The sequence below is a fragment of the Candidatus Defluviilinea proxima genome, from assembly GCA_016721115.1.
Classification (GTDB): Bacteria; Chloroflexota; Anaerolineae; order Anaerolineales; family Villigracilaceae; genus Defluviilinea; species Defluviilinea proxima.
In genome coordinates this window covers 513,915-537,361 of the sequence record JADKIW010000001.1, presented here as the reverse complement: position 1 = coordinate 537,361, position 23,447 = coordinate 513,915, and the positions used below count along the sequence as shown (strand labels likewise).

At 48.4% G+C, this 23,447-nt stretch carries 22 protein-coding genes; 17 read left to right on the top strand and 5 right to left on the bottom strand.

Features of this window, described 5'->3' with window-relative positions:
* Nucleotides 1-327 precede the first annotated feature (327 nt).
* From IPP66_02555 to IPP66_02530, 6 genes are all read left to right on the top strand, one after another.
* Nucleotides 328-924, top strand: coding sequence for a VTT domain-containing protein (locus tag IPP66_02555; protein MBK9924149.1), 597 nt, complete (start codon nt 328-330; stop codon nt 922-924).
* Nucleotides 925-2,145 carry a glycosyltransferase gene (locus tag IPP66_02550; GenBank protein ID MBK9924148.1) on the top strand — a complete coding sequence of 407 codons (1,221 nt, stop codon included), beginning with the start codon at nt 925-927 and terminating at the stop codon, nt 2,143-2,145.
* 125 nt (nt 2,146-2,270) lie between these two features.
* Nucleotides 2,271-3,008 (top strand): ROK family protein, encoded by a 738-nt coding sequence (locus IPP66_02545; GenBank protein ID MBK9924147.1) that lies wholly within the window; start codon nt 2,271-2,273, stop codon nt 3,006-3,008.
* A gap of 48 nt (nt 3,009-3,056) precedes the next feature.
* Nucleotides 3,057-4,346, top strand: a complete 1,290-nt coding sequence (locus tag IPP66_02540) for a hypothetical protein (protein MBK9924146.1) — start codon at nt 3,057-3,059, stop codon at nt 4,344-4,346.
* A gap of 83 nt (nt 4,347-4,429) precedes the next feature.
* Complete coding sequence (locus IPP66_02535; GenBank protein ID MBK9924145.1) at nt 4,430-6,862, top strand: endonuclease MutS2; 2,433 nt, start codon at nt 4,430-4,432, stop codon at nt 6,860-6,862.
* A 68-nt stretch (nt 6,863-6,930) separates the two neighbouring features.
* Nucleotides 6,931-7,173 (top strand): hypothetical protein, encoded by a 243-nt coding sequence (locus IPP66_02530; GenBank protein ID MBK9924144.1) that lies wholly within the window; start codon nt 6,931-6,933, stop codon nt 7,171-7,173.
* A 184-nt stretch (nt 7,174-7,357) separates the two neighbouring features.
* On the opposite strand, the gene IPP66_02525 is transcribed toward IPP66_02530, so the two are convergent.
* Together IPP66_02525 and IPP66_02520 are read right to left on the bottom strand one after the other, a co-directional pair.
* Complete coding sequence (locus tag IPP66_02525) at nt 7,358-8,197, bottom strand: hypothetical protein (GenBank protein MBK9924143.1); 840 nt, start codon at nt 8,195-8,197, stop codon at nt 7,358-7,360.
* A gap of 61 nt (nt 8,198-8,258) precedes the next feature.
* On the bottom strand, nt 8,259-9,215 hold the full coding sequence (locus IPP66_02520; GenBank protein ID MBK9924142.1) for a hypothetical protein: 957 nt from the start codon (nt 9,213-9,215) through the stop codon (nt 8,259-8,261).
* 62 nt (nt 9,216-9,277) lie between these two features.
* On the opposite strand from IPP66_02520, the gene IPP66_02515 reads away from it, so the two are divergent.
* Together IPP66_02515 and IPP66_02510 are read left to right on the top strand one after the other, a co-directional pair.
* Nucleotides 9,278-10,342, top strand: a complete 1,065-nt coding sequence (locus IPP66_02515; GenBank protein ID MBK9924141.1) for a threonine synthase — start codon at nt 9,278-9,280, stop codon at nt 10,340-10,342.
* A gap of 114 nt (nt 10,343-10,456) precedes the next feature.
* Nucleotides 10,457-11,371, top strand: a complete 915-nt coding sequence (locus tag IPP66_02510) for a homoserine kinase (GenBank protein MBK9924140.1) — start codon at nt 10,457-10,459, stop codon at nt 11,369-11,371.
* A 15-nt stretch (nt 11,372-11,386) separates the two neighbouring features.
* Here IPP66_02510 and IPP66_02505 read toward each other — a convergent pair whose 3' ends face one another.
* From IPP66_02505 to IPP66_02495, 3 genes are read right to left on the bottom strand one after another with little or no spacing between them, the layout of a single operon-like run.
* Complete coding sequence (locus IPP66_02505) at nt 11,387-11,830, bottom strand: dual specificity protein phosphatase family protein (GenBank protein ID MBK9924139.1); 444 nt, start codon at nt 11,828-11,830, stop codon at nt 11,387-11,389.
* A gap of 25 nt (nt 11,831-11,855) precedes the next feature.
* On the bottom strand, nt 11,856-12,788 hold the full coding sequence (locus tag IPP66_02500) for a glycoside hydrolase family 16 protein (protein ID MBK9924138.1): 933 nt from the start codon (nt 12,786-12,788) through the stop codon (nt 11,856-11,858).
* Nucleotides 12,789-12,819: 31 nt separating this feature from the next.
* Nucleotides 12,820-13,821, bottom strand: coding sequence for a hypothetical protein (locus IPP66_02495; protein ID MBK9924137.1), 1,002 nt, complete (start codon nt 13,819-13,821; stop codon nt 12,820-12,822).
* Between the two features lie 50 nt (nt 13,822-13,871).
* On the opposite strand from IPP66_02495, the gene IPP66_02490 reads away from it, so the two are divergent.
* The 9 genes from IPP66_02490 (at nt 13,872) to IPP66_02450 (ending at nt 23,312) form a co-directional block, all read left to right on the top strand.
* Nucleotides 13,872-14,867, top strand: coding sequence for a tRNA-dihydrouridine synthase family protein (locus tag IPP66_02490; GenBank protein ID MBK9924136.1), 996 nt, complete (start codon nt 13,872-13,874; stop codon nt 14,865-14,867).
* Between the two features lie 61 nt (nt 14,868-14,928).
* Nucleotides 14,929-16,383, top strand: a complete 1,455-nt coding sequence (radA, locus tag IPP66_02485) for a DNA repair protein RadA (protein MBK9924135.1) — start codon at nt 14,929-14,931, stop codon at nt 16,381-16,383.
* A gap of 90 nt (nt 16,384-16,473) precedes the next feature.
* On the top strand, nt 16,474-17,319 hold the full coding sequence (locus IPP66_02480; GenBank protein MBK9924134.1) for a hypothetical protein: 846 nt from the start codon (nt 16,474-16,476) through the stop codon (nt 17,317-17,319).
* 205 nt (nt 17,320-17,524) lie between these two features.
* A complete protein-coding gene (locus IPP66_02475) occupies nt 17,525-17,923 on the top strand; it encodes an Rrf2 family transcriptional regulator (protein ID MBK9924133.1) in 399 nt (132 codons plus the stop codon).
* Nucleotides 17,924-18,018: 95 nt separating this feature from the next.
* Nucleotides 18,019-18,849, top strand: a complete 831-nt coding sequence (locus tag IPP66_02470; protein ID MBK9924132.1) for a hypothetical protein — start codon at nt 18,019-18,021, stop codon at nt 18,847-18,849.
* A gap of 66 nt (nt 18,850-18,915) precedes the next feature.
* A complete protein-coding gene (gene hutU / locus IPP66_02465; protein ID MBK9924131.1) occupies nt 18,916-20,574 on the top strand; it encodes a urocanate hydratase in 1,659 nt (552 codons plus the stop codon).
* A gap of 313 nt (nt 20,575-20,887) precedes the next feature.
* On the top strand, nt 20,888-21,220 hold the full coding sequence (locus IPP66_02460; GenBank protein MBK9924130.1) for a PadR family transcriptional regulator: 333 nt from the start codon (nt 20,888-20,890) through the stop codon (nt 21,218-21,220).
* An 11-nt stretch (nt 21,221-21,231) separates the two neighbouring features.
* Entirely contained in the window at nt 21,232-22,203 is a 972-nt protein-coding gene (locus IPP66_02455) for a hypothetical protein (protein ID MBK9924129.1), read from the top strand.
* Between the two features lie 77 nt (nt 22,204-22,280).
* Entirely contained in the window at nt 22,281-23,312 is a 1,032-nt protein-coding gene (locus tag IPP66_02450; GenBank protein ID MBK9924128.1) for an alkaline phosphatase family protein, read from the top strand.
* Nucleotides 23,313-23,447 lie beyond the last annotated feature (135 nt).

Genomic DNA, 23,447 nt, shown 5'->3' with positions numbered 1-23,447 from the left:
CAAGAGTACTTCGGGCGTTCGTTCAGAGTGATCAAAACAATTTCCCAAAAATTGCTCTCCATTGAGAGCGGCGGGAGTATAACACAGATTTATGGTCGGGTGCGTATATCTGCGTTGCTCCACAATTTTGTCGGCTATACAGCAGATACATCTCAAAACCTGATCTTCACCAAGAACACATAACTTGTTAATCTGAATTTTACAATTCGATGTTATTTTCCATAAGATAAGGAATTTTTTTGCATAAATTGTGTTCTTGGTGCAACTTTAAGTATTGTTAGCGTATATCACTACGGGCGGGTTTCCTTCCCATTTATATTCACCCATATGTATTATTTTTACGGCATTGCGCAGACCCTTCCACAACCCCTCGGTATTTGGGCATATATTTTGCTTGCACTGATGGTGGCCATAGAAGGTCCCATCATCACACTGACGGGCGCCGCAGCGGCCTCTGCCGGGTTATTGAACCCGGTTTGGGTTTTTATTTTTGCCAGTCTTGGGAATATGACAGCTGACATATTATGGTATTTGCTGGGATATTTTGGCAAGATGGAATTGGTCACACGGTATGGAATCCGTTTTGGGATTAAAGAAAGTTTTATCACCCGCATTCAAAAAGATATCCATACTCATATCCATAAAGTCCTTTTCGTAGCCAAGATGACGATGGGGTTGGTTATCCCTACTCTGGTCGCGGCGGGGTTGGCACGTGTTCCCTTTAAACTCTGGTTTGGCATATTGTTCACGGCAGAATGTATTTGGACTGGTGGACTGGTTCTGGCAGGTTATTACTTTGGGTCCTTGATCCAAAGCATTGAAACCAACTTACGATGGGTGGCATTGGGTGGCGCTGTAGCTCTGTTAATTGCAGTGATCTATTATCTGTCTCATCGAAAACTTGATCTGGAAAGTGAAATGTAAATGCGTATCCTCATTGCTTCACAAACCTATACTTATGGAAATGGTCAGGCAAGCTTCACCATTCGTCTGGCTGAAAATTTGGCGGCCCGCGGGCATCAGGTCATGGTTGTAACGCCATCGGAAAAAATGAATTCATATGGCACAACGATCAATGGGGTCCGCGTGGAAAGAGTCCCTGCGATTCATTTTTCCATTCTGCATCCTTCCATATATCTCACTCCTTTTCCTGCGCCGCGTGTCAAGCAACTCTTTGATGAATTCCAACCGGACCTGATTCACATTCAGGACCATTACTTCCTCGCCAGTGCCGTTGTGAATGAAGCGCGCCGTCGTGGTATCCCAGCCATGGGGACCAATCACTTCCTGCCCGAAAATCTCCTGCCGTTTTTCAGAGACTTTCCTGCATTGCAACGCATTGCAGCAATTCCATTATGGAAGATGATGTTGGATGTTTTCAATCGCCTTGATCTGACAACCACACCATCCAAGTCTGCCGCCAGAATTTTGCGTGGACAGAAGATTTATATACCGGTTCGTCCAATTTCAAATGGTGTGGATACAACCCGCTTCCACCCGGACCCTGAAACTGATCGCATCGGCATTCGCCGAAAATATAATCTTCACCCCGAAAAGCCTCTTTTACTTTACATGGGCCGTTTAGATGGTGAAAAAAGGTTGGATGTTCTTATCGAAGCAGTGAGCCATGTACACGATATGGATTTTCAGGTCGCCTTGGGCGGGTATGGACTCTATGAAACGACTTTGCGAAAACAAGTGCACGATCTTGGCTTGGAAGAGCGTATAAACTTTATCGGTTACGTTACACCGGATGATCTGCCTCTTTTATTGAATAGTGCAGATGCATTTGTCATGCCCAGCCCGGAAGAACTTCAGAGCATTGCCACCCTCGAAGCCATGGCATGTGGAAAGCCCATCATCGCCGCAAATGCAAGGGCCTTGCCGGAGTTAGTTGTTCCCGGCGAGAATGGATATTTGTTTCAATCAAATAACCCTGTTGACGCGGCGCACATGCTGAAACAATTTTTGATGGATAGGGAAAATTGGCATCGAATGGGGCAGGCTAGCCTTGAACGTGTTCAGACCCATAACTTGCAAAACACTATTGTCCGCTATGAAGAACAATATAAATGGATCATGGAGAATATCCCGGTCAGGCACCCAGGCACGGTTTCGCGGAAAGCGTTACGTAAATCCTATTAATTTGCATAACCTTCCTAACAGATAGTTAAATGTGAATTGTTAATGGAATGTAATCATTTGCATTGTCCCTCCAAGGCATCTGTGGTTAAATCAAATTGGCTTAAATCCTCGCCAAGGAGATCAAAATGAATATTCTCGGAATCGACGTAGGCGGCTCGGGCATCAAAGGTGCACCGGTGGATATCTCCACTGGGACATTGCTCGCGGAACGACTCCGCATCAAGACTCCGAAGGGAGCTGAACCTCAACCTGTGGCAGAGATCGTCACTGAGATCGCTCGCTCTTTTAATTGGAAGGGTCCCATCGGCATTGGTTTCCCAGCACCGATCAAAGCAGGTGTTGTTATGATGGCGGCAAATGTTTCAGAGAAATGGGTGGGGCTTAACGCAGATGATCTGTTCACCAAAGTCACGGGTTGTGACTGTACCATGACCAATGATGCGGATGCGGCCGGTCTGGCGGAAATGGAATTTGGCGCAGGCAAAGGCCAGCCCGGGACAGTCATCCTCGTCACCTTGGGGACCGGCATTGGCACTGCCATCTTCCATCGCGGAAAATTACTTCCCAATACCGAATTTGGTCATCTAGAAATGAAAGGCACAGATGCGGAACACCGTGCATCTGATACAGCCCGTCAACGCGAAGACCTCTCGTGGAAGAAATACGCCAAACGATTGAACAAATATCTCGCCGAGATGGAAAAACTTTTCTGGCCAGACCTCTTCATTATTGGCGGTGGTATTAGCAAATATTCGGAAAAATACATTCCCTTGTTGAAGATCGAAACCCCCGTGATTACCGCACAATTCCTGAACGAAGCAGGGATCGTTGGCTCAACATTGGCGGCGAGGAAAGGTACATAGTCTTTATTATCATGTATTGGGTAAAATAGGTTCTTGGGAGAACCCAACATGGATACAAATGGTAAGCTCAAAAAAATCTTGTCATGGATGATCGGCAACATTGCTGGAGAGATTTTTATTCGCATACTTTCGGCGGGTGTCACATCTTTCGTTGTCGTCTGGAAACTCTATACCCCAAATTTATCAGAAGGATTGGCAAATACGGACATCTCTTTTTATATAGCTATAACTGGAATGTTCTTTGGCTTTTTTGTCATATCCCTGATAATAGTTGCTCTCATAATTCACGGAATTAAAAAGTTGTATAAATTCGTTTATGCGAAGACAATAAAAGCGAAAGAAGCGCAGGCGAGTGAGTTTTCTAAAATCGGGATTTCAATATCCCCTTTGACAAATAAAAGCCAGGTGATTTTAACAGTCAAAAATGACTATTCATACGAGCTGAAAAATTGTCATGCAAAGATTGTACACATTAATTTAAGACGATTTCGTAATAACAATAAAAATGAGAAAGAATCATTCCCTGTAACAAATCAAAAACTAGAGTGGTATAGCACAGAATCAAAAGATGGCTTCATCTCAATTCGCCAAGACGCGCAAGAAGACTTAAGCTTGGCTTGGACAAAAGATTTCAATACTGTTTGGGACCAGATTGAAGAAGGATATGAAAAATTCGGTTTTTCTTATATTCCAAGGAAACCACAAAACCTTGATGAAGGATACTATTACGTAACGGTACGTATAGAAGGTGATATACAAGAAAAGGCTAAAACAAAAACTGTGTGGGCCGAGAAAAAGCTACAGCTTGGCTTTTTCTTGGAATCACACACTCGAGGTTTTGATAACACTTCTATTGTTCCGGTTATTAGGTTATATGAAAAAGAAACAAAGCTCTCACTAGATCAGTTTAGACAACCATTCGAAATCCGTCAAACAAAATCCATGTTCGTAAACGAGCTATGGAACTTTGCTAAACAAGGGAAATCGAATCTGGAAGTACTTAGTGATCCGGTTATGTTGCTCTTGAAAAGAAGATCCGATATGGAGCGTGCAATTTCTCAAAGAGGAGATAAATGGTATATCGTTCAAGACGTAAGACAAGTAGATGCAGTTAAATTAAGTATTGAACCATATCGCGGTTTGCTTCTTGAGATTTTAGAAAAAGAGGTTGGCTTGTGGATAGTTGTAATTGCAGAAGGTGATAGAGACACTATAGACGAGTTGCGAGGGGACAGTGGCTGGATGAATAAGGGGACGAGGTTCATAGGTGTAAACGAAAAAGCCCATCTCAACCTTCTAAAATGGCTTGAATCATTGGAAGAAGTAAAAGACGAGTAAGGAAATTAAGAATACAAATGACAAATGGCTATGGTACATCTGCCATTTTTGTTTAAAAACGCCTCTGGTTTATAATTCATCTAATGGACGCAAAAAGTTTGCAGGTTTTGGAATACCCGAAGATACGCGAGCGGTTGAAGTCGTTTTGCGATTTTTCCGCTTCGATGGAATTGGCGCGCACACTGGAGCCGACCGATTCCTATGATCTTGCCCTTGCCCGCCTTGCGGAAACGACCGAGGCGCGCAAGTTGTTTTCAGTTCAGGATGTTGGCATCGGTGGCGCACACGATATCCGTGCGGCGGCTGATCTGGCCGCGCGCGGTGGCGTCCTTGACCCGCAACAACTGCTGGATGTAAAGTCCACGCTAATCTCGTGCCGTGATTTGAAGAAAACGTTCGAGCGCAAAACGGATGAGTATCCGCGTCTCTCCCAGATCGCGGCGGGCCTGCCTGAATCGCATGGAGTTGTGGATGCGATCACACGCGTCCTCTCTGATCGTGGCGAAGTGCTGGACTCTGCTTCCCCCAAACTTGCCACACTGAGACGTGAGATCAAGATCGCGCATGATCGTTTGATGGCACGTTTACAAAAATACCTGACCGAGTCAGCCTCCAAGTTACAAGAACCGATCATCACACAACGTGATGGACGGTACGTGATTCCATTGCGAGCCGAGTTCAAGGGACAGATCAAGGCGGTTGTCCACGATCAATCCTCCAGCGGCGCGACCTTGTTTGTAGAGCCGTTGCCGGTGGTGGAACTCAATAACACGGTTCGTGAACTTGAATTGCAGGAGCGCGATGAAGAACGGCGCATTCTGCATGAAATTTCTGCTCAGGTTGGGGAACATCGTGAAGAACTCAATTATGGCATTGAGAATCTCGCGATGCTCGACTTGATCTTCGCGAAGGCAAAATATGCGGAGGAGTTGAAGGCAAGCGAGCCGAAACTTCATCAGCTTTCAGCGGTTAGCGGTCAGCGATTGGCTAAAACTGAGAAGCAAGAGCCAAAGGCTAAGAGTCAGGCGCCCATTTGCTTGATCCGTGCTCGTCATCCTTTGCTTGACCCGAGCACCGTTGTCCCCACGGACATTGACCCCAAGCCCGGCACGCGTGCTATCGTCATCACTGGTCCAAACACCGGTGGCAAAACTGTCTCGTTGAAAACTGTTGGTTTGCTGGCTCTCATGGCGCAAAGCGGACTGCATATCCCTGTTCAAAGCGGTTCGGAGTTGCCGTTCTTTCACAATGTCTTTGCGGATATTGGCGATGAGCAATCCATCGAACAATCGCTTAGCACGTTCAGCGGTCACATCACGAACATTATTCGCATTCTCAAATACATTGATGAACGTTCGCTCGTCATTTTTGATGAATTGGGCGCAGGCACTGATCCGCAAGAAGGTGCGGCATTGGCGCGTGCGATCCTCAATCATCTGCTCGAAACGGGATGTACAACGCTTGTCGCTACGCATTACCCCGAACTCAAAACGTTCGCGCATTCTACTGAAGCTGTGGTCAATGCGTCGTTGGAATTTGACATCAAGACTCTCCGCCCGACGTATAAACTGACGTTGGGATTGCCCGGTCGCTCGAACGCACTCCTCATCGCCCAGCGCCTCGGTCTTTCTCAGCCGATCATTGAATCAGCCAAAGGAGAGATCAACCCCGACGATTTGCGCGCCGACAAACTTCTCGATGATATTCGCAAGGAACGCAATCGTACCTCGCGAGAACGTCAGAAGCTGGAGAAGGCCCGCGATAAGTTGGAAGCACAAACCGCCGAATTGCAACAGCGACTTGAAAAGCTTGAGGATGAGCGTCGTGATGTGCTGGCAAAAGCCCGGGCAGAAGGCGAACTCGAAGTTGCGGTTCTCAAACGGAACATCGACTCGTTGAAGTCTCAACTTAAGAAGGCGAAGCAACCGCTCGATGCCATTAACTCGATCGAAGAGAAGATGGAGAAGATCGAAGAGAAAGTGGAAGCGCCGGTGGAAAGACGACCGAGGGTCGAAGACAGTGGGTCGTCTACGGTTTATCGTCCATTGTCTCTGGGAGAACGAGTCACTGTCAGCACGTTGAAGGCTGAAGGGGTGGTGACAGCTTTGGGTGAGTCTGAGGCGGAAGTCCAGATCGGGAGCCTGCGTATTAGGGCGAGGATGTCTGAATTGGTGAGAAAAGGCCGCGAGGCGGTGAATCCAGAAGAAAAACAGGAACCGCAAAGGCAAAACGTAGAGCCCGGTGAACGAATCGTTGCAAATACAAAATCACCAGGTTTGGAGCTTAACTTGCGCGGTAAACTGGTGGATGATGGGCTCGAGGAATTGGAGCGCTATTTGGAACGGGCTTTTTCTGCGGGGTTGCTGTTCGTACGGATTGTACATGGCAAGGGGACGGGCCGAATGCGCGATGCGGTGCGGGAAGCGTTGAAGGCCAGCCCGTACGTGGCTTCTTTCGAGGAACCGAAGGATAATGAAGGCGGCGCAGGTGTGACAGTTGCCAAGATGGCGAAGTAACCATAAGTAATGCCCAAAGCCACAAGTTATGGCTGAACGGGTATAATGCCGTGAATAAGGGAGCAGTTATGTCTTTGGATGATGCGATCAAAAAAATGACTGATGTGGTTAAGAGTGTAAGCACAAGTGCCGAGGTTAAGACGGTTAAGATGTCTGACGAAGAGGCACGTTTGAGCGTGTATGCGCCGGCCGGGGATATTCAGGGAATCAAAGATGCGACTTTCAAACCCGCCATTGACTTGTTGAATAACGACGGCTTGGATATTCAGGTATTCGTGTACGATAAGGATGCACCGCCGCTTAAAGGATGAAGTAGGAGTTATGAAGGATGAATAGGGACGACCCATTGGGTCGTCCCTATAATTTTTAACACCGAATATCCCTTGAAATCATATTGAATAATACGATGTCTTTTCAAGAGCCATTTTGGTAAAGATGGCTTCTCTTTTTGTTATATTTAGTTATCCGATTGTGTATTTCAAGACCAATAATCTCCTATAATTCGTATGGTGGATTGCGCTTTACTACTTCGACAGTTACAAACTGGTTCCCTTTTTCATCTTTATCATAAAATAAATCACAGGTTATTCCGCAATCCATTGAGCCCATGAGATTCCTGCTTGCCGTCATATTGATTATTAACCTGCACTTTGTTCCTTGCTCGATGCTAATATTACTTGGATTATTCCCATCATTGGACACGATCCAAGCACCATTTTCATTACACTTCACCAATGGAATAACCGAAGCTTTGAAAGAATTATCTTTATCGTTTACGTTTCTTATCCTTTCAGTAGGCAGGAAAAGAGAATTGTCTATCATGTTCAATAGAGGTAAATACATATGCTCTTCTCTGTTTTGAAAAGCGGTTTCTGTTCCGTTTTGGTATTTGTAGAGAACTTCAATAGTATTATTGTTTCTCATAAACATCAAGTCAACAATATTTTTATGGCTAATTAGTTCAATCCCAGCAGAAAATCCGCTGTCGCTACCAAATGGAAAGGATTTGATTTCAATATCACGCCACGAATCTTGTAAGACCTTTGTCCTTTCCTCTTTGTACATCTTGAATGGCACATAGATTATCCTTTCCCCTATATAAAACACTAAGGAATAACCAAAAAAGACCAGCGCGTAATATGATATATTCTCAATGTCAATATATTCGCCCCTGTAAATATAACTAAACAAAGCCGCCAAAAAACCCACAAGGAGACCTCTACCGTTACTCACAATGTCATCCTTGACTTCAGATAAATCGAGAATTGATAAAATAACAGTCAACCAGTAATGGAATGATGTTTCCCTAAACCAAGCCCTGATTTTGTTTTTCATATGTCATGTCCTCCAATCCCAATTGTACCCAATCGTATAATGTTAATGAATACTTGCCTTTTCATTTTCCTGTAACGGCCCGCCAGACGATGTTGAGAGTTTCGAGGGCGGTCATGCGGTGGATTTGTGCGGCTTCTTCTGTGAGATAAATATCGCCTTGTTGCGGGCGGTCACTGCGGGTGTAGAGTCCGCGATTGGGGAGGTCGGATACGGCGGCCCAAAAGTTCCATAAAGGCAAATCATATTCAGAAGCAAGCAAGGCCATGTCGCGGTTGATGCGTTCGTCCTTTTCGCGGTTATCGGCTTTGGTGGCAAGGATGGGGATAACGCCTGCATCCAACAATTGCAAGATTATTTTTCGCAAGTATTCTGTGTTGCGCGATTCGAAATGTGACCCGATCTGAATGATGACGAACGATGGATGATGTGTGCGAATTTCACATTCGACTGGCGTCTCTGCAAACGTGCATCCGTATTCGCCACGATGCCATTGAGTCCATAAGAGCGCGCCGGGAGTTGTACCATCTTGTGCGGTGGATGATTCGCGGTTGAATGACCCGTTGAAATAGGCAATTGTTTCTTGTAGCTCTGGCGAAAGGCTTTGCACCACAGACGAATCCGTTTCGAATACGCCGAAAAATTCACCGGGCCGTGTCTGGCAATCGCCGAAGATGGAGAAGGCGTGCGGGTCGTTGCCGAGAGACAGTCCGCGTTCGTAGACTTTTTGCAGGCTTGGGTCAATTAAAACTGGAATGACGGGCCATTCCTTCCAGACGGATGGATAAACGGACTCTGTTACGGACTCACGGACTGTAGCGGACGGAGTGACAGGTGGGGTAGTGGATGGCAAAACAGATAGCGGATGGGGAGTAGCAGATAGGTAAACGGACTCTGTCACGGATTCACGGATGGTAACGGATGAAGTTGCGGATGGGGTTGATGTTAGGGTGGGCATTCCGCTTGTGCCGCACGCCGATACCAATAAGCTAATTGTTACGATAAATAATAGTTGTTTCATTTCGACAAAGTATATCCACAAATTTAAAGCGCTGTTGAAGTTTTATGTTAAACTAGGCGACTATGACAGACAAACCTTACCTTGGACTTTTAGATCGTTACGGACATCTCCTCGACCTCCCGCCTCACACACGGACCGTGAGCCTGCTCGAGGGCAATACACCTTTGATCAAAGCGGACAGCTTGTCCCGCCAATTGGGCGGTGGCTTTGAGTTGTTCATCAAATATGAAGGGCTCAACCCGACAGGTTCTTTCAAAGATCGCGGTATGACAGCCGCCATCAGCGAAGCGTTGGGGCGTGATGCGAAGACTGTGATCTGTGCCTCCACTGGCAATACGGCGGCATCGGCCGCGGCGTATGCGGCCCGTGCAGGGATGAAATCCATTGTGTTGATCCCGCAGGGGAAAGTTGCCGCAGGAAAGCTTGCAGGTGCTATCGCCTACGGTGCGCAAGTCATTCAGATCGATGGTTCATTCGATGATGCGTTGACGATGGTGGTCGCGATCACGAATAAGCATCCTATTGCGTTGGTCAACTCGATCAACCCGTATCGTGTTGAAGGACAGAAAACATCTGCTTTTGAGATCTGTGATGTGTTGGGATCGGCACCCGATTGGTTATGTTTGCCGGTGGGCAATGCAGGTAACATCACTTCGTATTGGGCGGGCTTCAAACAATATAACAAGATCAAGTCCACAGGTTTGCCTCAGGTGTTGGGCGTGCAAGCGGCGGGTGCGGCTCCGTTAGTGTTGGGGCATCCCGTTGATAACCCTGAGACGATTGCAACAGCCATCCGTATTGGGAAACCTGCGCGTGGTGAAGAAGCCTTGCAAGCCACGGAAGAATCCAAAGGGCAGATGATGGCAGTGACGGATGAACAGATCCTGAATATGCAAAAACTGCTTGCCCAACTCGAAGGCATTTGGGTGGAGCCTGCCTCTGTCGCTGGGCTGGCTGGGTTGGCGAATCAACTTGCAACTGGAAAGTTGAACGTGAAAGGCAAGCGCATTGTTGCCATTTGTACCGGCCATGGGATGAAAGACCCCGATATCATCACGAAGGATATGCAAAAGCCTCAGATCGTCCCGCCGAAATTGGATGCGTTGGAAGAGGTCATTCTGGGATAAACGATTTAAACACAAAGGGCACAAAGATCACTAAGGGGGGAGAAGGATGAGCGAAAAGCCTTCCCACAGATTTTCCTTTGTGTGCTTTGTGTCCTTCGTGGTAAAAAAAATATTATGAAAATCAATGTCAAAGTCCCTGCAACAACAGCCAACCTTGGACCCGGGTTCGATGCGCTTGGTCTTGCGCTCGACCTTTGGAATGAGACTGAGTTCGTCTCTACACAGGATGGAAAGATCAGTGTAAAGATCAAAGGCGATGGGAAAGATACACTTCCCAAAGATGAAACCAATTCTGTTGCAGAAGCGGCGTTGCTGATCCACAAGTTGGCAGGCAAGCCTTGCACAGGGATGCAGATCTACTGTAAAAATCGTGTGCCGCTTGGGTCAGGACTTGGCTCCAGTTCGGCGGCGATGTTGACCGGGATGCTCGGGGCGAATGCACTGTTGGGGAATCCGTTTTCGCGCGATGAGATCCTCAAGATCGCCATCGAAACAGAGGGACATCCCGATAACGTTGCACCGGCCATGCTCGGCGGATTGGTTGCTTCGATCATCCATGAGAATCGCGTCGTCTCGTTGCGGTTGACGCTGACAAGCAAACGTTCGTCCATTCAAGTGACTGTGGTATTGCCAGATTTTGATTTTCCCACCAAGCAAGCGCGTGCCATTTTGCCAGTTCAAATTGATCGCAAGGATGCCATCCATAACATCAGCCGTGCCGTGATCGTCACCGAAGCTTTCCGTAATGGTGACCTTGCCATGCTGGGCGAAGCGATGGAAGATAAATTGCACCAACCGTATCGCATCCCGTTGATACCGGGCGCGAAGGACGCGATGCATGCGATGAAAGAAGCGGGCGCTTCGGCCGTGGCATTATCGGGAGCAGGCCCCAGCTTGATCGCATTTTCTTCGAAGGCTGAATCAGCTATCGGGGAGGCGGCGAAGCGAGTGTTTGCCGAGGCAGGATTAAATTCGCGCGTCTATAAATTGAAGATCAGTCGTAAAGGTGCGGAAGTCCAAGTGAAATAGGGGCGGGGTCTGTCTCTACGAATTCCATTCATTTGCAAATTTTAAAATTCGCGGTTGGATGTAATACGCGAATGGGTCGGCAACAGAGCGTCGTTCGGCGATGAGTTTCATCGCTTCGAGCGGGGCATGTCCTTGCGCGATGAGAACGCATGCACCCATGGCCACGCCACGGTGACGCCCGTAGGCGCAATGGGTATAGACCTTGCCGCCATTGCGAATTGTTTCAAGCGCGGTTTGTGCGCCATGAATTAATTTTTTGACGGAGATCGGGAAAAAGGGGCTATCTATCGAACGAAGCCAAAGGGTGGACATGGGTTGATGGTGAGAATCAGGCTGAGGTCCACGTGCGAAGCGCATGTTGATGATAAGACGAACGCCGAGTTCACGCAGTCGATCGTAGTCATCGACTGAAGGCATACTGCCGATAAATAAGTCGTTTGTGATTTGTGATAAGTTCATAAGCGACATGGTATCACATTTTTTTTTAGAGGTCACAAGGCGATACGTAGATACCAGTCATGACGGTATCTTGAAATTTGACGGATGCATTTCGTAACTCAGAAACTTTTGCTGTGACTTCATCGGGCATGAGCGAAGTACCTGCTTCGTGGAAGACCCAATCAATATCCTCTTCGTATTCGCGGAATGTGTCGTCGCTTTGTAGGCCGCCCTCTATGAACCATAAATTAAAGTTGATGGACATCAACGCTTCAGGATAGTATTCGCCGCCGTGTTGTCCGACGAGTTGTTCATCCACAAAATAGCGGACGGTTCCATCTGTGACTTGTACGACCAATGTATGCCAACCCGATAGACTTTCTGTTGTGGCGTTGCTGGCATTATCTGCATCCCACGGTTCGATCTGGACCGTTTCCCAGGTGGTGACATGCATTGTGGTTGGTGCGCCGCCCCAGCCTCCGTTGGCAAGATACTCAAAGTCCAGTTCGCTGTAGTCGGGGTTGTAAGGTCTATCGTATGGGGTGATCATGTAGAAGGTTTCAACGATCTGGTCGCCGTCGGTGCCTGAGACAGGTTCATCGTTAAAGCGGACGCGTGCGGCGTATGTCCCTTCGAGATATTTTCGGCTGTGACAAATTTGCGCTTGAGATGTGTTCGTCCCTGTGCCATCGGTGGAAGACGTCATGCGGAGAAAACGATTGCCGGTTTGGTTTGGATAATCCATAAAGGTGACATTGTCTTTGCTGAAGGTTGCGCCGGTTACGCCGGGCAATCCGCCTCCATCACGGACGAACCAGCCGTTGGCTGTCATCTCGTCTGTGTTCGAGTAAGAGAAGTCATCAAATAGAATTTGAGCGGGTATTTGTGTTGGTTCGGGTGTCGCTGTTGGGGTCGGTGTGGTTGAAGTACAGCCTATTAAGAGTACAGCGATGGCGCATAAAGTTGTAGCGTATTTCATTTGTTTGAGTTTTCCTTATCTTCTGCGTTGCTTACCTGGATGTTTTCCTGAAGAGGTCAATTGTCAAGTCAACGCCTTTTTGGGTTACCGTGTGGCCCACATTCGGGAGGACTTCATAATGAATGTCAAACCCTATTGCTTGTAGATCGTTGACAAAGAGTTTACTTGTTTGAACTGCTATTCCATCATCTTGATCTCCGATTACAACCAGCATTGGGATCAGTAATGGAAACTCCCTGGGGTTGAGGTAAACCCCGGCAGACAGAATGGAGAGACTGTTTACATATTCCGGGTAGTGCAAGGCGAATCCTTGTATGAAAAATGCTCCTGCTGAAAAGCCACTCAAGAACATTCGAGGTTTAACACGATACTCTCTTTTTACTGCGTTGATCGCATTCCAGACTGTATTCTCCCCAACATCCTGATAATACCCGCTGGAATCGCCCGGTATGGTAGGGCACAAGAGGATATATCCCTCTTTGTCTGCGGATGATTGCCATAAGTTCCAACATTCCAGACCGGAACCGCCTGCTCCATGAACGCCAACAAAGAGCGGCCATTCTTTGTCTGCGGAATAGTTCTCTGGGACGTATAAATAATATTCCACTGGTTGGGTGTGCTTGTAATTTGCGGGGTCTTTCGGAGTGAAATTTTTTATGGAAACTGCGACAAAAACAGCGAAGGCTATGAAAAGTACCAGGCCTCCCCATACCAACCACTGGGATGAACGTGATCTTACAGGAGTATGGCGAACACTGGAAGGGATTTTCTTGTCTTCCAGTATTTTTGTGGGTGGGTTGGGATTCAAACTTGCCAGAGCTTGTTGCGCCTCTTGGCTTGACGGGTTGTAACGGAGACAATACTCCCAAACGCGCACTTTGTCTGATTTTTTCTGCATGGTTTCTGCGTACCAACGCCAGGCAGGGATGAGTGTACGGTCATCTTTGATGATGAGTTCTAATAAAGTACGGGCTTCGTCTACTTTCCCGGATTTCACCAATTTAACGGCGCGTTCAAGACGTTCATCTGGCATATGTTCCTCCCGAATTTTGATGTGTGAATTATACAGTTGTAAAAGATTTTTTGAATAAAATCTTTGTTATACTTCTCGTCTCTATGATCGAAACTCGGACTCCTAACTTCGTTGTGCGTGATGTTCCCATCTATGGGGATACGATTCTCGCGCCTATGGATGGCTACTCGGACTGGCCTTTCCGTTCCATTTGCCGTGCGCTGGGTTCGGCGATGAGTTATACCGAGTTCGTCAAAGTGGAAAAGATCCTTAGCCGTTCAAAGGAACCCGCCAAGCGACTGTATTTCGAAGAAGCGGAACGCCCTATCACGTTTCAAATTTACGGCGATAACCCTGAATTATTGCTCAAGGCTGCGTTGAAGATCGCGCCGTTGAATCCCGACATTATTGATATCAACATGGGATGCCCCGCTAAATCCATTGCGGACCGGGGTGCGGGTGTAGGGATGATGCCAACGCCGGAAAAGATCGCGCGCACGTTCAAGTTGCTCACGTCCGCGTTGAAGGTGCCGGTCACCGGCAAGATCCGTTTGGGATGGGATCGAAACAAGAATTACAAGTTGATCGCCCGCATCGTGGAAGAGGAAGGTGGTTCACTGATCGCGGTGCATGGTCGTACCAAGGAACAACGTTACAGTGGTAATGCGGATTGGGACGCGATTGCCGAAGTGAAGTCATTGGTCAAGATTCCAGTGATCGGTTCTGGCGATGTACGAACCGTCGCAGATATCCAGCGCATGAAACAGCATACGAACTGTGACGGCGTCATGATTGGTCGCGCCGCTATCGCCAATCCGTGGATATTCATGCGTATGGATCGTGAACAAGTCCCTGCTGAGTTGTTGAAGCAAACCGTCCATGAACATTTGCAAAAGAGCGTTCAGTTCTATGGCGAGGAAGACGGCCAACGTCTCTTCCGTAAGTATGCTGTGCAATATCTTTTGTTGAAAACGCTCGACCGCGACTCGCGCAAGGAAATCTTGAAGGAACGTCCTACGGGGGAATTTTTGGAGTTGCTGAATCAAGTCTACGCAATGACAGCATGATTAGAACATAAATTCTGTTATACTGTAGGGACGACCAGCTGGTCGTCCCTACGAGGTTTAAATGGCAAAAACACAAACACGATATGTCTGTCAGGAATGCGGACGCGTTGCCGCTTCATACATGGGAAAATGCCCTCAATGCGGATCGTTTAACAGCATGGTGGAGGAAGTTGTCCACGATGAATCAGCGCAGAAGACAAAAACGGTTCGCGGACTTACGGGCCGGTCTGTTCCCCGTCCGATCGGCGATGTCTCCTCTGATAGCGAAGACCGCATTCATTTGCCCATCGGCGAATTCGCGCGCGTGCTTGGTGGTGGCATCGTGCCGGGTTCCATTGTCTTGATTGGTGGTGATCCTGGTATAGGCAAGTCCACGTTGATGTTGCAGATGGCGATGGAGATGGCGGCCTCTAAACGCGTGTTGTATGTTTCTGGTGAAGAATCAGAACGACAGATCAAGATGCGCGCGACACGTCTCGTAGGGGCACAGCGAGATGATCAACCGCCCAAATCATCAAAGGGTTCCGCTGTGCCCCTGCCAGCGAACCTTTTGCTCGTTACTGAAACCAACCTCGAAGTTATTCTCAACCACGTCAATGAGACCAAACCAGATCTGTTAATTGTTGACTCCATTCAAACAGTCTATCTCTCTGAGTTGGATTCGTCCGCGGGATCCGTTTCACAGGTGCGTGAAAGTTCATCGCATTTGCGTGAACTAGCCAAGACCAGTGGCGTTTCTGTCTTTATCATCGGGCATGTCACAAAAGAAGGTGCAATTGCTGGTCCACGTGTGTTGGAACACATCGTGGACACTGTCCTTTACCTCGAAGGTGACCGCTTCCAGGCGTATCGTTTGTTGCGCTCGGTCAAGAATCGTTTTGGCGCCACAGCTGAAGTCGGTGTGTTCGAAATGCGCGAAGGCGGCCTCGTCGAAGTGACGAATCCATCGGAAGCATTTTTAGCAGAGCGCATGATCAATGCCGCAGGTTCCTCCATTGCAGTGACAATGGAAGGCACACGGCCAATCCTTGTCGAAGTGCAGGGGCTCACATCCCCGACTCAATTCGGCAATGCACGTCGCACCGCCAACGGCGTGGACTTCAACCGTCTCTTGTTGATCTCAGCTGTGCTCACGCGCCGTGCAGGATTTAAACTTGGCGAACAGGATATCTTCGTCAACGTGGTGGGTGGTTTGCAAATTGACGAGCCCGCCGCCGACCTTGCCATCGCCGCCGCCATCGCCTCCTCGTGGAAGGATGTCCCGGTGCGGGCGGAAGCGGTGTTGATCGGTGAGATTGGTCTTGCAGGTGAATTGCGTATGCCAAGTCAAATGCCTGCCCGTTTGAAAGAAGCGTCCAAGCTTGGCTTCAAAACAGCCATTGTCCCCAAAGCGATTCGTAAAGGCGAAGGCTACCCTAAAGGGATCGAGATCATCGAAGTGCGGTCCATTCATGATGCTTTAAATGCGGCGCTCAAATCGTCCGAGCCGTCGAAACCTCCTAGAAAAATGGCGTAATGATTTCGTAGGGACGGGCAACTGCCCGTCCCTACATTTTTGCAACCAATCTCCTTCAACCCCGTAATTAGACACAGAAGGAGATACACCATGAACGTAAAGATCATTTCAGCAATACTTGTGCTTGCCCTCGCAAGCATGGCATGTGGATTTACAGTTGACCTACCCAAGAAGGCAGAGCCGGGGCCGGAGGTAAAGGAATCCATAACGGTACCAGCCCCAAAGTCCAATGAAGAGACGCGCTTGAATATTTCGTTTGGCGCGGGCAGTTTGAACTTGTCCGCTGGTGCGAAGAATCTTGTAGATGGTACAGCCGCCTATAATTTCGATGAACTCAAGCCCGAGATCGTCAACGAAGAAGGAAGTGTTGAGATCAAACAGGGCGATTTCAAGAACTTGATCAATCCCAAAGATATCAAGAACGAATGGGACTTGAAACTCGGCGCATCGCCCATCGACTTACGAATCGAAGCCGGTGCCTACAGCGGCAACTTCGAGTTGGGCGGGCTTTCGCTCACAAGCCTCACTGTGAAGGACGGCGCTTCGGATGTGAACTTATCTTTCTCTGAACCGAACATCACCAAGATGTCTGTCCTGCGCTATGAGACCGGCGCCTCGAACGTAACGTTGAGCGGGCTCGCCAACGCAAACTTTTCCACGCTGATATTTTCCGGCGGCGCTGGCAGTTACGAACTCGATTTTGGCGGAAAACTGGCCAATGACGGGATTGTGAACGTTGAAGCGGGTGCAGGTGATGTGCAACTAATCATCCCCAAAGGTGTGAATGCTACTGTGACGGTCGAAAGTGCGATCGCCAGCGTCAATCACAGCTCGAATTGGGATGAAAGCGGCAATATCTACAGCCAAAGCGGCGAAGGCCCCACACTGACGATCATCGTCAAGATGGCGGCAGGCAACCTGACCATTACCGACTAGTTCCACACGCCTTTGTAATGGCCCGTTAGTAACTCAAAGGTGGGGTATATACCCCACCTTTTTTGTTTCTGTGCACATTAATTGGAGCAAAAGGTCATAATTCGTCCGTGACCTCTATCACTTGGCAGTGTTCTGGACAGGCTCTAAAATCGTGTAATAGAGACAGGTATTATCTGTTTTTCACAGATGGGAAGGAAGGTTTATTATGCAGATCACTCGTCAGGCAGACTATGCAGTTCGTGCTGTATTACATTTAGCGCGCGTGGGGAACTCGGAGCGCTCGGCAACCAGCACGATTGCAAAGGAACAGAACATCCCGCCTTCATTTTTGGCAAAGATCATTTCCCAGCTTTCCATTGCGGGCTTGCTCCATACATCGCGCGGTGCGCGCGGTGGCGTAACACTGGCTCGTGAACCCAAAGACATTACCCTGCTGGAAGTTGTAGAGGCCATCGACGGCCCGATCCAGTTGAACGAATGTGTTGGGAACAACGGCGCGTGTACGTTCGATCATGATTGCCCGATCAAACCAGTTTGGTGTGATGCTCAGGATGAATTGGTGGGCAAACTCAAGAACACCAACTTTGCCCAAATGCTCGCGTAGACTTGGAATAAGCATTCTTAAAAAGGATTCCTCTCAGTGATTTCATGAGAGGAATCCTTTTTAGTATAAATTCATGTCATACGGAGGAAATGAAAATGAAAAACACCCAGTTACGAATCCATCTATATGGAATGATCCTGGTCTTGACTGTTATGGCCTGTGTTATTCCTGGTCAGACAATATCACCTGCGCCGGTTGTAAATCAAGGGTCGATCGAAACATCCATTGTTGGTACCGCTCAGGTTGCAAAAAGCCAGACTGAGCAGGCAAGTCTTGTCACCTCAACGCCTACCATTCCGATGGAGACGCCTACTCCCACTCCTACTCTTCAAGAATCTATGTCAGGGACATCTCTGATCTTTCATGAAGATAAAAGTGCAGAGTTCATTGATCACAAAGCTAAGATCAAATTGGCTATCCCGGCTGGTTGGTTGCCGGTACGCCCTAATGAAGATGAATATTACAAAGCATTTACTTTGGATGTAACTCTGAGAAATCAGGAAATTTCCAATCGTTTGACGCGTATCCAGTCGATAGATCCCAAGTTTTTTCGGCTTGATGTAATTGATATTCGCGATGGACATATCCAGGATGGTATCCTTACTATGTTTAATGTTATCTTTGAAGAAGGTGATATGCGGAGCTTGGAGGATTGGGCTGTAGCAGAAAAGAAAAAGAAGAACCCGTTCGAAGGTTTTAAGTTTATTTCAACGACTTATCCACAGATAGCCAATGGAACCAAGGTTTTAGTGATTGAGCAGAGTTGGCAATCAGGTCAGGTAAATACTATTTATTATCGCGGCGTATTTTTCAGCCTGCCCACAGGTACGGTTGTGCTTGACTTTTATACCAATAATAAATTGAAAGATAATATTCTTCCGGACTTTGATCAGATCGTAAATAGTCTGACAAAGATCGACTCGTAATATTAGCTAAAAATCCTCCCGGCGTATAATTGCCGGGAGGATTTTTTTATTTCGATAAGGAGACGTATCATGTCTGGACCTCGAACTGTCCGTGCCCCAAGAGGCACAAGTCTCACCTGCAAGAATTGGCTCAGCGAAGCCGCATATCGTATGATCCAAAATAACCTTGATCCTGAAGTGGCGGAGAAGCCCGAAGACCTCGTCGTCTATGGCGGGAGAGGTAAAGCCGCGCGTAATTGGGAAGCGTTCGATGCGATCCTTGAATCGCTCAAGAACTTGGAAGAAGATGAAACGCTTCTCGTGCAGTCAGGAAAACCTGTAGTTGTGTTCAAGAGTCACAAAGATGCACCGAAAGTGTTAATCGCCAATTCCAACCTTGTTCCACATTGGGCCACGTGGGAACACTTCGATGATCTCGCCAAAAAGGGACTCATCATGTACGGGCAGATGACTGCGGGTTCGTGGATCTACATCGGCACGCAGGGAATCTTGCAAGGTACGTATGAAACTTTTGGCGCGTTAGCAAAGCTCAAAGGTTGGGGCTCGTTGAAAGGGAAGTTCGTTTTAACAGCAGGTCTCGGCGGGATGGGCGGCGCTCAGCCGTTATCCATTACGATGAATGAAGGAGTGGGGTTGATCGTGGAAGTTGACCCCGAACGCGCAGAGCGTCGCCGTGCGATTGGGTATGTGGATATGGTGGTGGACAATCTCGAAGAGGCAATGACGCTTGTCGAGGAATTTAAAGAAAAGCAAGTTCCCAAGTCCATTGGGCTCATCGGCAACGCGGCGGATGTGTACAGTGAACTCTTTCAGCGTGGAGTCATTCCCGATGTGGTGACAGACCAAACGTCTGCACATGAGGCGTTATTCTATGTGCCATCAGGTTTATCGGTTGTTGCGGCAGATGAATTGAGAAAGTCCGACCCTGAGAAATATAAAAAGATGGCAATGGACTCAATGTCCAAGCATGTGCGAGCGATGTTGGATTTTCAGCGTGCAGGTGCGGAAGTGTTTGATTACGGAAATAACATCCGTCAACAGGCATTCAATAACGGTGTGAATGACGCGTTCGAGTTCCCGGGCTTTGTGCCCGCGTATATTCGTCCGTTGTTTTGCGAAGGCAAGGGACCGTTCCGTTGGGTGGCGTTATCAGGTGACAAGGAAGATATTTACGTGACCGATCAAGCCATCATGGAGTTATTCCCCGAAGACGCACATTTGCATCGTTGGTTGAAGATGGCGCGTGAGAAAGTGCCGTTTCAAGGATTGCCCTCGCGCATTTGCTGGCTGGGATATGGTGAACGCGCTAAAGCTGGGTTGATGTTCAACGAATTGGTTGCGAGTGGAAAAGTAAAAGCGCCGATTGTGATCGGACGTGACCATTTGGACTCGGGTTCGGTCGCTTCGCCAAACCGTGAGACCGAAGCGATGAAAGATGGTTCAGATGCAATTTCAGATTGGGCGATCCTCAATGCGATGATCAACATCGTCGGAGGTGCGACTTGGGTTTCGTTCCATCATGGCGGTGGGGTGGGCATGGGATACTCGCAACATGCAGGACAAGTCATCGTAGCAGATGGGACTCCTGAAGCGGCTCGAAGGTTGGAAAGAGTGTTGACGACAGATCCAGGCATGGGCGTAGTAAGACACGCTGATGCGGGATATGAAATCGCTATTGAGGCGGCAAAGCGTTACGGAATAAAAATGCCGATGTTGGGGAAGTGAGGATGTATACAAGGAGGCAGGTAAGCAGGTACAAACTGTTGATTGGTGTGTCTAGCCTTGTGTTCAGCACACTCGCCTGCGAACCTGTCTTTGCCATTGGGTGGAGGGAAATACTGTTTGTGTTTGTGCTTGCGGCGTTCTTGATCGGCCCGCCCATATATAGGTTCTTTCGCAGGCTTGAAAACTACCGAAGACGAAAAGATAGATAACCCGATCAGGCGGACGAAAGTCCGCCTTTTTGTTTATATCACCCTATACTTTTACTCTTGACATACTGTATGATATACAGTATAGTATGACCAATAGGTGAAATATGGAAAATGATGAACTTGTACAGAATATGTTGTTGGAACTGCGACGCGGGACATTGTCCATTGCGGTGCTCAGCCAGTTGAGCAAGGAAGAGTACGGTTACTCCCTGCTCAAGGCGCTGTCTGACAAAGGGCTTGAGGTGGATCAGAGCACGCTCTATCCATTGCTCCGCAGGCTCGAGTCGCAGGGACTGTTACAGTCCGATTGGCGTATTGTGGATGAAGCCCGTCCGCGCCGCTATTACGTGATCAGCACGCAGGGCAAGGCTGTGCTGGCAAAACTCAAAAAAGAATGGTCTGTGATGGCCGAGACCATGAGTCAAATGTTGTCGTAAGGAGAGAGAAAATGAATCTTATTGAAAAATATGTTGCAGAAGTTGGCAAACACCTGCCGCTTCTCAAAGGACGTGAAGATATCGAGAAGGAATTGAAGTCGACGCTGGAGGATATGCTCGAGGATCGCTCGACGCAGGCCGGACGTCCGCGTGATGAAGCGATGGAGATCGAATTGTTGAAGGAATATGGTTCGCCCCAAAAGGTCGCATCCACATACAACCTGCATCCCTTTTTGATCGGTCCACGCTTATTCCCGCTGTACCTGATGGTTTTGAAGATCGTGGTGGCAGTTGTCGTTTCCATCCTTCTGATCCTGACTGGCATTCGGGCCGCAACGATCTATCCCATGATGGGTGCAGATTTTGTGCAAGTGGTAGGCAAGGGGCTGGGTAACGCTCTTTCTGCCGCCATCGCTGTATTTGGAAATGTGACATTGGTCTTCGCCATCCTTGAACGCACTCTGCCTGAGAAAGAGATCGGTGACTTTTCTGATGGAGATGATTGGGACCCTGCCGCGCTGGCAAAGGAACCCAATCCCGATACTGTTAAACGAGGTGACCTGATCGCCGAGATCGTCTTTACCTTTATCGGTCTTGCGGTTTTGAACGGCGCGTTCCAGATTCCCATATTTTCGGAGACGTTCACCAAGTTCATCCCGTGGATCAATGCAGTATTCCTCGCTGAGATCGCCTTGGATGTCTATCTTCTCTACACTGCCAGGTGGGCACTCATCACCCGCGTCGCAAAGATCTTCATTGAAGCAGCCGGCATGGCGATCACGGTTATCCTCCTCCGCACACCGGGTGTTATCGGTTTCACATCTGATGTCTTTGGATACATTCCCCCGGAAAGTTCGGTTGACCTCGAAAAACTCATCGGCATTTTCAATGTCTCCGTCCCGATTGCGCTTGTGGTAGCTCTGATCATTCAGGGCATCGAACTGGCAAAGGCAGTGTACGGACTAATAAGGATGAAACGCTAAAAATGAACGGAGTGGACAAATCGTCCGCTCCGTTTTTATTTTCCGACTTTTACATGCAATCGGATAGAATTAACCGCATGAATCGTTTACACACCCACATGCGTATTCTCCTGCCGTTTGTTCTTATCGTTATCCTTGCCTGTCAGATCCCAAGTGTGACCGCGCCAGTCCTTGCGCCTCCAAGCCCATCACCATTTCCAACAAATACGGATTTGCCGACTCAAACAGCGACATCCACCCCCACAGCGATTCCCACCGAAACGCCGACTCTAACTCCCACGCCCGCGCCTCAAATTACCCGCGTGCTGATCCTGTCCATTGACGGTCTCCGCCCCGACGCCATCTCTGCCGCCCCCATGCCGAACCTGTTAGCCCTCATGCAGAACTCGGCCTATACACTCAACGCACAGACGATCTATCCAAGCTCCACACTGCCATCTCATTCTTCCATGCTGGTGGGTGTCTGCCCCTCCAAACACGGCGTGGACTGGAACGATTACATCCCCAAAAATGGATTTGCCATTGGCACGGACATTTTCGACCTCGCTCATGCGGCAGGTTTGCAAACGGTGATGCACGTGGGCAAGGAAAAACTTCAACAGATCACCGAACCTTCAAGCCTCGATATTTTCACCTACGTCAATGACCGCGACCTGATCGTAACGCAACGTCTGCTCGATGACTTCCCACAGGATTTTGGTTTGCTCTTTGTTCATTTCCCGCTGGTAGATGGTATGGGACATGAATACGGCTGGATGTCGCCACAACAACTCAGTGTGGCCTTCCGCGCCGATGAAGCCTTGGGCAAGATCCTTGCCGAACTCGATGCCAAAGGCCTGCGCGATGAAACGCTCGTCATCGTCACAGCCGATCACGGCGGGCACGATACAACACACGGCTCCTCCATGCCTGTAGATATGACCATCCCCTGGGCCGCCTCAGGTCCGGGCATACAACCAAAAGTGCTCACCACCCAAGTCCACACCATGGATACAGCCGCCACCACCGCCTTTGCCCTTGGCCTCCCCATCCCCCCCGAATGGGACGGTGTACCGGTCTACGAAGCATTTGGTTTGCCGGTAGTGAAGCAGTCGGTGCAATGCCAATGAGCCGATGTGTGAACTCACGATGGGCTGGTGTAGGAATAATTGTAGAGTTTGATACCAATCTTTGGACGGCTGTACAGACTGCAGACTATATTAATCATAGTTGGGCTGGCGACTTGCAAATAGAAATATTCTGAG

Excerpts from the sequence above, each read along its gene's own strand:
- IPP66_02555 (MBK9924149.1), top strand. The coding sequence starts at position 328 with ATGTATTATTTTTACGGCATTGCGCAGACCCTTCCACAACCCCTCGGT.
- IPP66_02550 (MBK9924148.1), top strand. The coding sequence starts at position 925 with ATGCGTATCCTCATTGCTTCACAAACCTATACTTATGGAAATGGTCAG.
- IPP66_02545 (MBK9924147.1), top strand. The coding sequence starts at position 2,271 with ATGAATATTCTCGGAATCGACGTAGGCGGCTCGGGCATCAAAGGTGCA.
- IPP66_02540 (MBK9924146.1), top strand. The coding sequence starts at position 3,057 with ATGGATACAAATGGTAAGCTCAAAAAAATCTTGTCATGGATGATCGGC.
- IPP66_02535 (MBK9924145.1), top strand. The coding sequence starts at position 4,430 with ATGGACGCAAAAAGTTTGCAGGTTTTGGAATACCCGAAGATACGCGAG.
- IPP66_02530 (MBK9924144.1), top strand. The coding sequence starts at position 6,931 with ATGTCTTTGGATGATGCGATCAAAAAAATGACTGATGTGGTTAAGAGT.
- IPP66_02525 (MBK9924143.1), bottom strand. The coding sequence starts at position 8,197 with ATGAAAAACAAAATCAGGGCTTGGTTTAGGGAAACATCATTCCATTAC.
- IPP66_02520 (MBK9924142.1), bottom strand. The coding sequence starts at position 9,215 with ATGAAACAACTATTATTTATCGTAACAATTAGCTTATTGGTATCGGCG.
- IPP66_02515 (MBK9924141.1), top strand. The coding sequence starts at position 9,278 with ATGACAGACAAACCTTACCTTGGACTTTTAGATCGTTACGGACATCTC.
- IPP66_02510 (MBK9924140.1), top strand. The coding sequence starts at position 10,457 with ATGAAAATCAATGTCAAAGTCCCTGCAACAACAGCCAACCTTGGACCC.
- IPP66_02505 (MBK9924139.1), bottom strand. The coding sequence starts at position 11,830 with ATGAACTTATCACAAATCACAAACGACTTATTTATCGGCAGTATGCCT.
- IPP66_02500 (MBK9924138.1), bottom strand. The coding sequence starts at position 12,788 with ATGAAATACGCTACAACTTTATGCGCCATCGCTGTACTCTTAATAGGC.
- IPP66_02495 (MBK9924137.1), bottom strand. The coding sequence starts at position 13,821 with ATGCCAGATGAACGTCTTGAACGCGCCGTTAAATTGGTGAAATCCGGG.
- radA (MBK9924135.1), top strand. The coding sequence starts at position 14,929 with ATGGCAAAAACACAAACACGATATGTCTGTCAGGAATGCGGACGCGTT.
- IPP66_02480 (MBK9924134.1), top strand. The coding sequence starts at position 16,474 with ATGAACGTAAAGATCATTTCAGCAATACTTGTGCTTGCCCTCGCAAGC.
- IPP66_02475 (MBK9924133.1), top strand. The coding sequence starts at position 17,525 with ATGCAGATCACTCGTCAGGCAGACTATGCAGTTCGTGCTGTATTACAT.
- IPP66_02470 (MBK9924132.1), top strand. The coding sequence starts at position 18,019 with ATGAAAAACACCCAGTTACGAATCCATCTATATGGAATGATCCTGGTC.
- IPP66_02460 (MBK9924130.1), top strand. The coding sequence starts at position 20,888 with ATGGAAAATGATGAACTTGTACAGAATATGTTGTTGGAACTGCGACGC.
- IPP66_02455 (MBK9924129.1), top strand. The coding sequence starts at position 21,232 with ATGAATCTTATTGAAAAATATGTTGCAGAAGTTGGCAAACACCTGCCG.
- IPP66_02450 (MBK9924128.1), top strand. The coding sequence starts at position 22,281 with ATGAATCGTTTACACACCCACATGCGTATTCTCCTGCCGTTTGTTCTT.